The sequence below is a fragment of the Bradyrhizobium sp. WSM1253 genome, assembly GCF_000244935.1.
In the GTDB taxonomy this organism is placed as follows: Bacteria; Pseudomonadota; Alphaproteobacteria; order Rhizobiales; family Xanthobacteraceae; genus Bradyrhizobium; species Bradyrhizobium canariense.
This window is the reverse complement of sequence record NZ_JH600073.1, coordinates 4,978,539-4,992,128: the sequence shown is the minus strand read 5'-3', so window position 1 is coordinate 4,992,128 and position 13,590 is coordinate 4,978,539. Positions and strand designations below refer to the sequence as shown.

General features: G+C 64.2%; 10 protein-coding genes. 4 read left to right on the top strand and 6 right to left on the bottom strand.

Going from position 1 to position 13,590, the window contains the following annotated elements:
* Positions 1–268 precede the first annotated feature (268 nt).
* The gene (locus tag BRA1253DRAFT_RS25100) at positions 269–2,374 is read left to right on the top strand and encodes a S9 family peptidase (RefSeq protein WP_007598978.1); all 2,106 of its coding nucleotides are present in this window, start codon (positions 269–271) and stop codon (positions 2,372–2,374) included.
* Positions 2,375–2,567: 193 nt separating this feature from the next.
* On the opposite strand, the gene BRA1253DRAFT_RS25095 is transcribed toward BRA1253DRAFT_RS25100, so the two are convergent.
* From BRA1253DRAFT_RS25095 to BRA1253DRAFT_RS25075, 5 genes are read right to left on the bottom strand one after another with little or no spacing between them, the layout of a single operon-like run.
* Positions 2,568–3,287, bottom strand: coding sequence for a ribonuclease activity regulator RraA (locus BRA1253DRAFT_RS25095; RefSeq protein WP_007598976.1), 720 nt, complete (start codon positions 3,285–3,287; stop codon positions 2,568–2,570).
* Positions 3,288–3,298: 11 nt separating this feature from the next.
* Positions 3,299–5,038, bottom strand: a complete 1,740-nt coding sequence (gene araD / locus BRA1253DRAFT_RS25090; RefSeq protein ID WP_007598974.1) for an L-arabinonate dehydratase — start codon at positions 5,036–5,038, stop codon at positions 3,299–3,301.
* A complete protein-coding gene (locus BRA1253DRAFT_RS25085) occupies positions 5,035–5,892 on the bottom strand; it encodes an ABC transporter permease (RefSeq protein ID WP_007598972.1) in 858 nt (285 codons plus the stop codon). The genes araD and BRA1253DRAFT_RS25085 overlap by 4 nt, the downstream gene beginning before the upstream one ends.
* Before the next feature lie 11 nt (positions 5,893–5,903).
* Positions 5,904–6,665 carry an ABC transporter ATP-binding protein gene (locus BRA1253DRAFT_RS25080; RefSeq protein ID WP_007598970.1) on the bottom strand — a complete coding sequence of 254 codons (762 nt, stop codon included), beginning with the start codon at positions 6,663–6,665 and terminating at the stop codon, positions 5,904–5,906.
* A complete protein-coding gene (locus BRA1253DRAFT_RS25075) occupies positions 6,665–7,684 on the bottom strand; it encodes an ABC transporter substrate-binding protein (RefSeq protein ID WP_007598968.1) in 1,020 nt (339 codons plus the stop codon). The genes BRA1253DRAFT_RS25080 and BRA1253DRAFT_RS25075 overlap by 1 nt, the downstream gene beginning before the upstream one ends.
* Before the next feature lie 94 nt (positions 7,685–7,778).
* Here BRA1253DRAFT_RS25075 and BRA1253DRAFT_RS25070 point away from each other — a divergent pair, with 94 nt between their 5' ends.
* From BRA1253DRAFT_RS25070 to BRA1253DRAFT_RS25060, 3 genes are all read left to right on the top strand, one after another.
* Positions 7,779–8,495 (top strand): GntR family transcriptional regulator, encoded by a 717-nt coding sequence (locus BRA1253DRAFT_RS25070; RefSeq protein ID WP_007598966.1) that lies wholly within the window; start codon positions 7,779–7,781, stop codon positions 8,493–8,495.
* Positions 8,496–8,697: 202 nt separating this feature from the next.
* Positions 8,698–9,126, top strand: a complete 429-nt coding sequence (locus BRA1253DRAFT_RS25065; RefSeq protein WP_007598964.1) for a response regulator — start codon at positions 8,698–8,700, stop codon at positions 9,124–9,126.
* The gene (locus BRA1253DRAFT_RS25060; RefSeq protein ID WP_007598962.1) at positions 9,104–12,700 is read left to right on the top strand and encodes a PAS domain S-box protein; all 3,597 of its coding nucleotides are present in this window, start codon (positions 9,104–9,106) and stop codon (positions 12,698–12,700) included. The genes BRA1253DRAFT_RS25065 and BRA1253DRAFT_RS25060 overlap by 23 nt, the downstream gene beginning before the upstream one ends.
* Before the next feature lie 122 nt (positions 12,701–12,822).
* Here BRA1253DRAFT_RS25060 and BRA1253DRAFT_RS25055 read toward each other — a convergent pair whose 3' ends face one another.
* On the bottom strand, positions 12,823–13,458 hold the full coding sequence (locus tag BRA1253DRAFT_RS25055) for a response regulator transcription factor (protein WP_007598960.1): 636 nt from the start codon (positions 13,456–13,458) through the stop codon (positions 12,823–12,825).
* Between the last annotated feature and the right edge of the window lie 132 nt (positions 13,459–13,590).

Sequence of the window (13,590 nt, the reverse complement as noted above, 5' to 3'; positions counted from 1 at the left end):
ACTTGACGCTATTCTGGCGCAGTCCTTGGCGCAGTGGCGCTGGCAATTCGTGGAATCGGGACGATATAAGGCAGGACGCATCTTCTCCCTCTCCCCGCCTGCGGGGAGAGGGTTGGGGTGAGGGGGAGTCTCCACGAGGACGGTGACAGCGAGACTCGCGGAGAGCCCCCCTCACTCGGATTGCATCTTCGATGCAATCCGACCTCTCCCCGCAAGCGGGGCGCGGTGAAGAAGAAGCCGCGCGCGAACGTGACATGATGAGGATCGAGTGACACAAGCCAAACCACCTTCCCAGCCCCCCGTCGCCCCGCGCCGGCCGCATTCCTTCACGCGGCATGGGATCACCGTGACCGACGACTATGCCTGGCTGAAGGACGAGAAATGGCAGGAGGTGCTGCGCGACCCCGCGGTGCTCGATCCCGACATCCGCAAATATCTGGACGAAGAGAATGTCTACACCGAGAGCCTGCTCGGCCACACCTCATCGCTTCAAAAGACGCTGGTGCGCGAGATGCGGGGGCGGATCAAGGAGGACGATTCCAGCGTGCCGTCGCCGGATGGTCCCTTCGCCTATTTCCGCAAATTCCGCGAAGGCGGCCAGCACGAGCTGTTCGGCCGCATGCCGCGCGATGGCGGCGAGGGCCACATCGTGCTCGACGGCGATGCGCTCGCCAAGGACCACACCTATTTCAAATTCGGCGGCAGCCGGCACTCGAATGACCACAGGCTGCAGGCCTGGAGCGCCGACACCAAAGGCTCGGAATATTTCTCCATCCGCGTGCGCGACTGGGCGACCGGAAAGGACCTCGACGACGTCGTCGAGGAGACCGACGGCGGCGTGGTCTGGAGCAAGGACGCAACGTCGTTCTTCTACGTGAAGCTCGACGACAATCACCGCCCGATGCAGGTGTGGCGGCACAAGCTCGGCACTGGGCAGGCAGACGACACGCTGGTTTACGAAGAGCAGGATTCCGGCTGGTTCACCCATCTGCACGAGAGCACCAGCGGGCGCTTCTGCGTCGTCGCGGGCGGCGACCACGAGACCTCCGAGCAGCGGCTGATCGACCTCGCCCATCCCGACGCACCGCCGCGCCTGGTCGCGGCACGCGAGGAAGGCGTGCAATATTCGCTGGCCGACCGTGGCGACGAACTGTTCATCCTCACCAACGCCGACGACGCGATCGACTTCAAGATCGTCACCGCACCGCTGGCATCACCCGAGCGCAAGAACTGGCGCGATCTGATCCCGTATCGCCCGGGCATCTACATCATCGATCTCGATCTCTATGCCGGCCACATGGTGTGGCTGGAACGCGCCAATGCGTTGCCGTCGATCGTGATCCGCGACCTCGCGACCAAGGAAGAGCACGCCATCGCGTTCGACGAGGCGGCCTATTCGCTGGATACGATGGGCTCCTACGAATTCGAGACGACGAATTTGCGTTTCGCCTATTCGTCGATGACGACGCCGTCGGAAGTCTATGACTACGACATGGTCAAGCGGACGCGTACCCTACGCAAGCGGCAGGAGATTCCGTCCGGCCACAATGCGAGCGACTACGTTACGACGCGCATCATGGCGAAGGCGCATGACGGCGCCGAGGTGCCGGTCTCGATCCTCCATCGCCGCGGGCTCACGCTCGATGGCGCGGCGCCGCTTCTGCTCTACGGCTACGGCTCCTACGGCATGGCCATGCCGGCTTCGTTCAGCGCCAACCGCCTGTCGCTGGTCGATCGCGGCTTCGTCTACGCCATCGCCCATATCCGCGGCGGCGCCGACAAGGGCTGGGGCTGGTATCTCGACGGCAAGCGCGAGAAGAAGACCAATTCGTTCGACGACTTCTCGGCCAGCGCCCGCGCACTGATTGATGCGAAGTACACCAGCGCAAAGCGCATCGTCGGCCACGGCGGTTCGGCCGGTGGCATGCTGATGGGCGCGGTGGCGAACCGCGCCGGCGAATTGTTCGCCGGCATCGTCGCCGAAGTGCCGTTCGTCGACGTGCTCAACACCATGCTTGACGACACGCTGCCGCTGACGCCGCCGGAATGGCCGGAATGGGGCAACCCGATCGAGAGCGAAAAGGATTTCCGCACCATCCTGTCGTATTCGCCCTACGACAATGTCGCGGCGAATGATTATCCCGCGATCCTGGCAATGGGCGGATTGACCGATCCGCGCGTCACGTACTGGGAGCCCGCCAAATGGATCGCGCGCCTGCGCGCGACGATGAGCGGTGGCGGCCCGGTGTTGCTGCGCACCAACATGGGCGCCGGCCACGGCGGCGCCTCGGGACGCTTCAACCGGCTCGATGAAGTCGCGATCGTCTATGCGTTCGCGCTGTGGGCGGCTGGGATGGCGGAGGCCGGGGTGTAGGCGTTCATATGCCTCCCCATCGTCGTCCTGGCGAAAGCCAGGACCCATACCGCGTGATCTATCCGAAGAAGGTCGGTGTCAGTACCGCGCGAAAACACGACAACTCCGAGTCTTCGCCAAATTACTCCCTGGGGTAATGGGTCCTGGCTTTCGCCAGGACGACGACGGAGATTGTGGGACGAGTTGTCGGCCTTTACCTTCCGTTCGCCTTCCGCCATGCGGCGAAGTCGGTCAGCGTCTGCGGGTCCGTCGCCGGATAGAGACCGAAAATGCCGCGGCCCTTGTTGACTTCTTCGGTGACGAAGTCCTCGAACGCGGTCATCTCGAAGGTCTCGTTGGCGATCTCGTCAGCAAGATGCGCGGGAATCACGATCACGCCGTCGCTGTCGCCAAGAATGACGTCGCCGGGAAACACCGGCGCGTCGCCGCACCCGATCGGCACGTTGATTTCGATGGCTTGATGCAGCGTCAGATTGGTCGGTGCGCTCGGGCGGTGGTGGTAGGCGGGGATCCCCAGTTTGGCGACCTCGGCCGAGTCGCGAAAACCGCCATCGGTGACGACACCGGCGACACCGCGCTTCATCAGGCGCGTGACCAGGATCGCACCGGCCGAAGCGGCGCGCGCGTCCTTGCGGCTGTCCATCACCAGCACGCTGCCTGGCGGGCAATCCTCGACCGCCTTGCGCTGCGGATGGGAGCGGTCCTTGAAAACGTCGATGGTGTTGAGATCCTCGCGAGCCGGCATATAGCGCAGCGTGAAGGCTTCACCGACCATGGTCGGCTGGTTGGCGCCGAGCGGGTGCACATCCTGGATCATCTGGATGCGCAGGCCGCGCTTGAACAGCGCTGTGGCGACGGTGGCGGTGGAGACGGATTTGAGCTTGTTGCGGGTGGCTTCGGTAAGTTTCGTCATTTTCACGCTCTCTAGTAAATCGAGGGCTCGCCGATCGGCGCGCCGAAATCGGTCTCGAGGAAGTCGAAATCGCAGCCGTCATTGGCCTGCTTGATGTGCTTGGTGAACATCCAGCCATAGCCGCGCTCGAAGCGGCGCTCGGGCTGCTTCCAGGCGGCGCGGCGCTTGTCGAGCTCGGCTTCCGACACATCGAGATTGATGGTGCGGGCGGCGACATCGAGCGTGATGCGGTCGCCGTTCCGCACCAGCGCCAGCGGTCCGCCGACATAGGATTCGGGGGCTACGTGCAGAATGCAGGCGCCGTAGCTGGTGCCGCTCATCCGCGCATCCGAGATGCGCACCATGTCGCGCACGCCCTGCTTCACGAGCTTGGTCGGGATCGGCAGCATGCCCCATTCCGGCATGCCCGGTCCGCCCTGCGGCCCCGCATTGCGCAAGATGAGAATGTGGTCTTCGGTGACGTCGAGATCGGGATCGTCGATCGCCTTCTTCATCGACGGATAATCGTCGAACACCAGCGCAGGCCCAGTGTGCTTGAGGAAGCGCGGCGCGCAGGCGCTCGGCTTGATGACGCAGCCGTCGGGCGCGAGATTGCCCTTGAGCACGGCGAGCGCGCCTTCCTTGTAGATGGGATTGTCGATCGAGCGGATCACGTCGTCATTGTGGACCTCGGCCTGCGCGATGTTCTCGCCGAGAGTCTTGCCGGTGACGGTGATGCAATCGAGATGCAGATGCGGCTTGATCTGTCCCATCAGCGCCGGCAGGCCGCCGGCATAGAAGAAGTCTTCCATCAGATAGGTATCACCGCTCGGCCGCACATTGGCGATGACAGGCACCTTGCGGCTCGCAATCTCGAAATCGTCGAGACCGATGTCGAGACCGGCGCGGCGAGCCTGCGCGATCAGATGGATGATCGCATTGGTCGAACAGCCCATCGCCATCGCCACTGCGATCGCGTTCTCGAACGCCTTGCGGGTCTGGATCGCCTTCGGCGTCAGATCTTCCCAGACCATCTCGACGATGCGGCGGCCGCATTCGGAGGCCATGCGGATGTGGTTGGCATCGGCGGCAGGAATCGAGGAGGCACCTGGAAGCGTCATGCCGATCGCCTCGGCAATCGCGGTCATGGTGGAAGCCGTGCCCATCGTCATGCAGGTGCCGTAGCTGCGCGCAATGCCAGCTTCGATGTCGAGCCAGTCCTTCTCGGAGATTTTTCCGGCGCGGCGCTCGTCCCAATATTTCCAGCCGTCCGAGCCCGAGCCGAGCGTCTTGCCCTTCCAATTGCCGCGCAACATCGGACCGGCCGGCAGATAGATCGCCGGGATGTTCATCGAGGTCGCGCCCAGCAGCAGCGCCGGAGTGGTCTTGTCGCAGCCGCCCATCAGCACCACGCCGTCGACGGGATGGCTGCGCAGCAGCTCCTCGGCGTCCATCGCCAGCAGATTGCGATAGAGCATCGTGGTCGGCTTGAGCAGCGATTCCGACAGCGACAGCGCCGGCAGCTCCAGCGGCAGACCGCCGGCCATCAGGATGCCGCGCTTGACGTCATCGACGCGCGACTTGAAATGCATGTGGCAAGGTTGCGCGTCCGACCAGGTGTTGAGGATCGCGATGATCGGGCGGTCCTTCCACTCCTCCGGCGCGTAGCCCATCTGCATGGTGCGGGAGCGATGGCCGAACGAGCGGAGATCGTCGGGTGCGAACCAGCGCGCGCTGCGGAGCTGGTCGGGCGTTAGTTTCTTCTTGGTCATGATTGGGTGCCCCATTTCTGCACGGTGTTCCGCTCGATGGCGCGGAAGATCAGGTTCTCGACAAAAAGCCCGATGATGATCACCGTCAAGAGGCCGGCGAAGACCGCAGGTATGTCGAGCAGGTTGCGGTTTTCGAAGATGAACCAGCCGAGCCCGCCCTGCCCCGACGACACGCCGAACACCAGCTCGGCCGCGATCAGCGTGCGCCAGGCGAAGGCCCAGCCGATCTTGAGGCCGGTGAGGATCGAGCCGAAGGCCGCGGGAATCAGTATCTTCGCCACATAGGGCAGCCCGCGCAGGCCGTAATTGCGGCCGACCATGCGCAACGTGTTGGACACGCTCTTGAAGCCGGAATGGGTGTTGAGCGCGACCGGCCACAGCACCGAATGGATCAGCACAAACACCAGACTGCCGTTGCCGAGACCGAACCAGATCAAAGCGAGCGGCAACAGCGCGATCGCCGGCAACGGATTGAACATCGCCGTGACCGTCTCGAGGAAATCGGTGCCGATACGGGTCGAGATCGCGAGCACGGTGAAGATCGCGGCCAGCACAATGCCGGCCGAATAGCCCATGAACAGCACTTTGAGCGAAGCCCAGACGCGCATCGGGATGGTGCCGTCCTTCACACGCTCGAACATCGTGATGACGGTGTCGTGCAGCGTCGGAAACAACAGGGGATTGTCGAGGGCGAGGCCGTAGGCCTCCCAGACCGCCGCGAGGAACAGGATAATGACGGCCTTGCGGACAAACCCATCGTTCCACAACAGCTCGACCACGCTCAGCTTGCGCTCGACTTCGGCTGCGCTGCCGGCGACCGGCGCCTCACGTAGCAGGATCCTGGCTTCGCCCATGTAAGGCTCCCTTAATGCGCCGTTGCTTCGGAGGCGAACAGGAGATCGTGAATCTCCTTCTCGAGCCGGCCGGCACTGCCATCGTCATTGGAGACCTTGTCGACGTCGACCACCTCGGCCTTGACGCGGCCGGGATGCGGCGACAGCAGCAGGATGCGGTTGCCGATGCGGATGGCCTCCGCAATCGAGTGGGTCACGAACAGCACGGTGAATTTGGTCTCGCTCCAGAGCTGGAGCAGCTCGTCCTGGCAGGTTCGCCGCGTCAGCGCGTCGAGCGCGGCGAACGGCTCGTCCATGAGCAGGATGTCCGGCTCCATCGCCATGCCGCGCGCGATCGCGACGCGCTGCTTCATGCCGCCGGACAGCGTGTGCGGATAAGCATCGACCACGCGTGTCAGGCCGACCTTCTCGATATAGGCCCGCGCCCGCGCTTCGGCGTCCTTCCGCGACAATTTTCGCGCGGTCAGCAGTGGAAACATCACGTTGGCCAGCACGCTCTTCCAGGGCAGCAGCTGGTCGAACTCCTGGAAGATCATCATGCGGTCGGCGCCGGGACCATGGATCTCGCGGTCGTTGATGGTCATGCGGCCTTCGCTCGGCGCCATGTAACCGCCGACGGCCTTGAGCAGGGTCGACTTGCCGCAGCCGGACGGCCCGAGCAGCACGAAGCGATCGGACCTGTCGACGGTGAAGCTCACCCTTTCGGTCGCGGTGACGACGGCGCTGGAGGTCTTGTAGCGCAGCGTCACGGAGCTGACGTCGAGCAGCGCCATCAGTTGCCCTTCAGGTCGTGGGCGACGGGGAGATAGTAATCGGTCCAGGCCTTGGGCTGAGTCTTCAGCGTGCCGGTCTTGAACAGATGGGCGGCGAATTTCATCGTGCCCTGCGGTTCGAGATTCCACTCCATCATGCCGGGCTCCTTCAGGAGTTCGAGCAGCTCTTCCACCGAGGTCTTGTCGCCGGTGATCTCCTTGTAGATCTCGACCGCCTGTTTGGTGTCGCTGCGGATCAGATCCTGCGCTTCCTTGGTCGCATCGCGCACGGCCTGGATGATCTTCGGGTTGGCATCGGCGAACTTCGTGGTGGTGAAGAACTGCGCCTGGCTGAGCGGCCCGCCCATCACGTCAGGCGACGACAGCACGACATGCGCACCCGGCACGTTCTTCAGCTCGAGGAAAGTGAACGGCGGAATCGAGAAATGGGTGTGCACCTCGTGCTTGGAATTGGACAGCGCCGCATAGGCGTCGGGATGGCCGAGCTGCACCGTGTTGACGTCCAGCTTCGACCATTGGTCGGCACCAAAGGCCTCGGCCGCGGCGATCTGAAGCACGATCGCCTGGGTCGAGACTTTGACGGTCGGCACCGCGATCTTGTCGCCGGGGCCGAAATCCCTAATCGACTTGATGTTGGCGTCACGGCTGATCAGCGTCATCGGCTGCGCCGAGGTCGCGACGATGCCCTTGACGCCGCCGCGAGTGCGGTCCCACAGCAGCAACAGATTGCCGGTGCCGGTGTTGAGGATGTCGACGCCGCCCGCGAGCAGCGCATCGGTCTGCGCGCCGCCGCCGGAGAAGGTGACCCATTTGGTGGTGACACCCGCTACCCCGAGCTGGGCTGCGTGCTTCTCGATCAGCTTCTGCTTTTCCATGATGTGGCTCGGCATGTAGAAAATGCCGGGCTGACGCGACAACGATATCTCGGATTTTTGCTGCGCCTTCGCGGGCGAGGCCGCCAGCGCCGTGGCGGCGATCACGGCGACGGCCGTGAGGCCACACTGCAATTGCTTGATCATTGTTGTTCGTTTCCTCTGGCCGCCATTGACGAGCGATCCCACTAATGCACTAATGTATTAGTGCATCAAGGGCAAGGTGGCCGGAGCTCTTCGCATGGAACCAGCCCACCCTGCGCCCCGCAGGATCACCCGCCCCGGCGCGCGGCTCGACCGGGCCCGGCAGGCCGCGCCGCAAGTGTTCGAGCGGCTGCGCAACGCCATTCTTGCGCTCGAACTGCCGCCGGGCTCGCCGCTGTCGCGCACGGATCTCGCCGCACAATTCGGCGTCAGCTCGACGCCGATCCGCGACGCCTTGATGCGGCTGGAGGAAGAAGGGCTGGTCGACGTGTTTCCGCAGCACGCCACCGTCGTCAGCCGGGTCGACGTCGGTCGGGCCGAGCAGGCCCATTTCCTGCGCCAGGCGCTGGAGCTCGAAATCGTCCGCCTGCTCGCGCAGCAGCACGGCGAAGCCCTGGTCATACGCCTCGACCACACGATCGCGCTGCAGCAGCAATTCGCCAAGGCCGGAGACTTCCAGAGCTTCATTGCGGGCGACAATGATTTTCATGCGCTGCTTTATGCCGCGGCCGGCAAGCAGGAGCTCTGGACGCTGGTGCGCAGCCGCAGCGGACATATCGACCGGCTGCGCCGGCTGCATCTGCCCTCACCCGGCAAGGCCCAGAACATCGTCCGCCACCACAAGCTGATCACGCGCGCGATCGAGGCCGGCGACGCCGATGCTGCGCAACAGCATCTGCGCAAGCACCTGTCGGGCACGTTGAGCGAGCTCGACACGATCCGAAGCCACTATCCGGAATATTTGACCGACTAGGCCCTATGGCGTGCGGTTGTCGCGAGCGCTTGTGCACGTCACCGTGCATAAGTTTGGCGCAACCGAGTTCGCCTTTTGCGAGCAATCGTCGGATCGATGGCGAAGTGCTTGCAGGCCGGATGCAATCCGCGCAACAATTTCAGAATTGATGGTTTGATTTGCGGTCGCTGGGAAAACCCATCCAGCCCGGAGGATACCAGACGTGGCCAACATCCTGATCGTGGATGACGACCCGGCCGTGCAGATGACAATCCGGCTGCTCCTGGAGAGGGCCGGTCATCATGTCACCGTCGCCGGAGACGGCCGCAAGGGACTTGCGCTGTTCGAAGCCGGCCAGTTCGACCTTCTGTTTCTCGACATCTTCATGCCCGGCATGGACGGCCTGGAGACGATGCGCCACGTCCGGGCGCTGCAGCCGGCGATTCCGATCGTCGTCATTTCCGGCCGTTCGTCCGCGCCGGATGCCCATGCGGAGCCGGACTTTCTCAAGATGGCGACCAAGCTCGGCGCGGTGGCGAGCTTGCAGAAGCCGTTCCGGGCCGACGCGCTGCTCGCCGCCGTCGCCGGCTGCCTGGACGCGGCGCGGACGGCGTCGGCGAGGAATCCGGATGTCAGCACCGGCCGCCGATGACAAGAACCTTCATTCTGTTCCAACCGAGCACGGGCGCGGCCATTCAGGAAGCGGTGCAAATTTCGCCATGACCCTCGCTACGCGGCTCGCGATCGCGATGATCCTGCTGGTGACGGTCACCGTGGCCGCGGTCGGCTGGCTCGGCTATCGCAACATCACCCAGGCCGTGATTCCGCGGGTCCTGGAACGGATCGAAGCCCAGTCGAGCCTGCTGGCCACCCATCTTGAATCTTATGTGGCCGGCGCTCGCGGCGATCTGCTCGGTTATCGCTCCGCCGCTGCCATCAATGGCATGATCCGCGCTCATATCGGTGGAGGCATCGACGCTGTCGACGGCGTTTCGGAGCAAACCTGGCGCGAGCGCATCGCCACGCGGTTCGCAGCCGAGATCGACGCGAAGCCGAGCTACGGGCAATTTCGAATCATCGGCCTTGACGACGACCAGCGCGAACTGGTCCGCGTCGATCGCGCCGGCCCGAACGGAGCAGCACGGATTGTCCCCAACGACGAACTGGAACGCAAGAGCGACCGAACCTACTTCCAGGAGACGATTCGATTGGCGCCGGGCGACATCTATGTTTCGCCCATCGATCTCGCCACCCGGCAGGGAGGAACCACGGACCCTCACATTCCCACGATGCGCGTCGCGACGCCGCTGTTCACGCCTGATGGCAAGCCGTTCGGCATCGTCATCGCCAATATCGACATGCGTCCCGCGCTCGACCGCATCCGCTCGACCGCGAGCGCAGGGGGAGAGATCTATGTCGTGAACTCGCGTGGCGACTATCTCGTCCATCCCGATCGCACGCGGGAATTCGGTGCATTGCATGGCAACGGCAACGATTGGCGTCGTGACTTTCCTTTCTTTGCAGCCCGGGCCGGCCTGCCGCAAGGTTCCACGCAGCTTACGAGCGACCAAGCGGGTCGGCCGAGTGGAGCGGCGATCGCACCGGCGCTGCTGGCCGGCAAGGAGTGGTTGGCTATCATCGAGACGGCCCCACCGTCGGTGTTCAGCCGCGTTCCGGCGGCCATTCAAAAAACCTCCTCGCTGGTCGGCCTGCTTGCTGTCCTTGCCGCAGCTTTGCTTGCGGTGCTGCTGGCGCGCTCATTGACATGGCCGATCGGGCGCCTGACTGCGGCGGTGGAGGCGATCGGCAGCGGACGGCACGCCGAGATTCCCGTCGATGCGAGCGGAGAGACGGGTGTGCTGGCGCGGGCCTTCGCTCAAATGGTCGAGGAAACGAGAGCGAAGACGGCCGCTCTTGAACGCGAGATCGAGGAGCATCGCCGCACCGAGGCCGCGCGAAGCCATCATGAAGCGCGCGAGCGCTTGTTCAGCGCCGCCGTCGAATCCTCCGACGACGCGATCGTGATGCAATCGCTCGACGCCATCATCACCGGCTGGAATGCCGCCGCCGAGCGCCTCTACGGCTACTCGGCGAATGAGGCGATTGGGAAATCCACCGCGATCATCGTCCCACCCGACCGACGCGAGCAAGGCAAGGACTATTTACGGCGGATCGCCGGAGGTGAACCGATCGAACGCTTCGAGACGGTGCGCCTGCGCAAGGATGGCACGCCGGTCGAGATCTCACTCAGCCTGTCGCCGATCAGGGGCCCATCGGGCGAGATCATCGGCGCCTCCGGCACCGCGCGCAGCCTGACCGAGGCGCGGCGGGCAGAGCGGGCGTTGCAGCAGCAGCTGGAGGAACGGCGACAGCTCTTCGACACCTCGCAGGATCTGATCATGGTGATGGACGCGCGCGGCCACATCGCGCAGATCAGTCCGAGCAGCGAGGCCATTCTCGGCTACCGGCCGGAGCAGATGATCGGCCGGAGCGGCGCCGATTTCATTCATCCGAGCCATCTCGACCGGTCCCGCGACGAGATGCGCGCGCTGCGGCGCGGCGAACGTCTCAAGCTCGCCGACACCCGCTGCTTCCACAAGAATGGCCACGAGGTCTGGCTGTCCTGGCTCGGCAGCTGGTCCGCCCAGGCCAAGCGCTACTTCTTCGTCGGGCGCGACATGACGGAGGCGAGGCTTGCACAGGAGTCCTTGCGGGAGAGCGAGCAACTTGCGCGCAACATCATCGAGACCTCGCTCGACGCGTTCACCCAGACAGACCACACCGGTGCCATCCTGAGCTGGAACTCGCAGGCCGAGAAGCTCTTCGGATGGACGCGTGAGGAGGCGATCGGCAAGAATGCGATTGAACTTTTTATCGCCCCCAGTGAGCGCGAAAGCGTCACGGCCAGACTGAAGCTCTTTCTCGACTCTGACCAACAATCGCCAGCCAATCCACGGCGCGAAGTTTTGGTGCGGCGGCGCGACGGCAAGGAATTTAAGGCCGAGCTCAGCGTCACGGCGCTCCGGCGACGCGAAGGTATCCTCTTGAATTCGTTCTACCGCGACCTGACCGACAAGATCGCGGCCGACGAGCGCATCCGCCATGCCGAGAAGATGGAGGCGGTCGGCCAGCTCACCGGCGGCGTGGCGCACGACTTCAACAACATCCTCACCGTCATCACCGGAACGATCGAGATCCTGGCCGACGCGGTGGCCGGGGAGCCGGAGCTCGCGGCGATCACGAAGATGATCGACGAGGCCGCCGGGCGTGGCGCCGAGCTGACTCAGCACCTGCTGGCGTTTGCGCGCAAGCAGCCGCTCCAGCCGCGCGAAATCGACGTCAACGCGCTGATCATCGACACCGCGAAACTGTTGCGGCCGACGCTGGGCGAGCAGATCCATATCGAATCGGTGTTCGAGGACGAGAACTGCGTCGCGACCGTCGATCCAAGCCAGCTCACCACCGCGATCCTCAACCTCGCACTCAATGCCCGCGACGCCATGCCCGGCGGCGGCAAGCTGATCGTGGAGACGGGCGCGGCCTATCTCGACGAGGCCTATGCCAGCGTCAACGACGTCCCGCCGGGACACTACGTGCTGATCGCCGTGAGCGACACCGGCAGCGGAATTCCCGCCAACATGTTGGCCAGGGTGTTCGACCCCTTCTTCACCTCGAAGGGACCGGGCAAGGGCACCGGACTCGGGCTTTCGATGGTCTACGGCTTCATCAAGCAGTCCGCGGGCCATATCAAGATCTACAGCGAGGAAGGCCACGGCACCACGATCAAGATGTACCTGCCGCCCGGCAAGACGCCGACGGTGGTCGGCGAGGGCGTGACGCCGGCGACCATCGAGGGCGGACACGAGACGATCCTGGTGGTCGAGGACGACCGGCTGGTGCGCGACTACGTGCTGGCGCAGCTGCATTCGCTCGGTTACGTCACCTTGCAGGCTGCGAACGCCGCGGAGGCGCTCGCCATCGTCGCCGCCGGAAAACCGTTCGACCTCCTGTTCACCGACGTCATCATGCCCGGCAAGATGAACGGACGGCAGCTCGCCGACGAACTGCAGAGAACGCGTCCAGATCTCAAGGTGCTCTACACGTCCGGCTATACCGAGAACGCGATCATCCATCACGGCCGGCTGGATTCGGGCGTTCTGCTGCTGGCGAAGCCCTATCGTAAATCGGATCTGGCACGGACCATCCGCAAGGCGCTGAGCAGTTGATGGTGCGTCGGGCTGGGTGAGAACCCGTAGCCCGGGTGAGGGAAGCGATACCCGGGAACACTACGAGCCAAGTCCCGGATGTCGCTTCGCTCATCCGGGCTACGAAATGTCACCCACGGAATTTACGACGCGCGCTGCGCCGCGGTCATCACGATCCGGATCAGATCGGCGGCATTGCGCGCACCGAGCTTCTTCATGATGTTGGCGCGGTGGTCCTCGATGGTGCGCGGGCTGATGCCGAGCGTGCGGCCGGCCTCCTTGTTGGAGGCGCCGGCGGCAAACTGCTCGAGCACCTCGCGCTCCCTGCGCGTCAACGGCTCGCGCCCGGGGAAATGCAGCGAGCCGAACTTCGGCGCCGCGTTCTCCGACTGCCTGCGTGCATAAGCACCGATCGCCTCGTCCAGCCGGCCGACGATCTCGCTGCCGCGGAACGGCTTCTCGATGAAGTCGAGCGCGCCGCTCTTGATGGCCCCTACCGCCATCGCGATATCGCCCTGTCCGGAGATCATGAAGATCGGTGCCGGATAGTCCTCGCCGTGCAGCTCATTGAGAATATCGAGGCCCGACTTGCCGGGAATGTGCACGTCGAGCAGGACCGCTGCAGGTGTGCGGTTTCGCGCGACGGAGAGCAATGCTGCGCCGTCCGCAAAACAGATCACCTCATAGCCCGCCGCCTTCAACACCATCGACAAGGTGTCGCGAACGGCAGCGTCGTCGTCGACCACGAAGATTTCACCGCGAGAGCTTTGTTCGGCCATGTGCCACACATCCGGTTGGCATGAAGGATTCGCGTCCGCCCCAACCGTTATGGCGTTCGGCGCGGATTCGGCCCACCGTATTTGTACGGGACATGGACTTAACGCACAAGTAGCGGCAGGGCGCCTAATTGC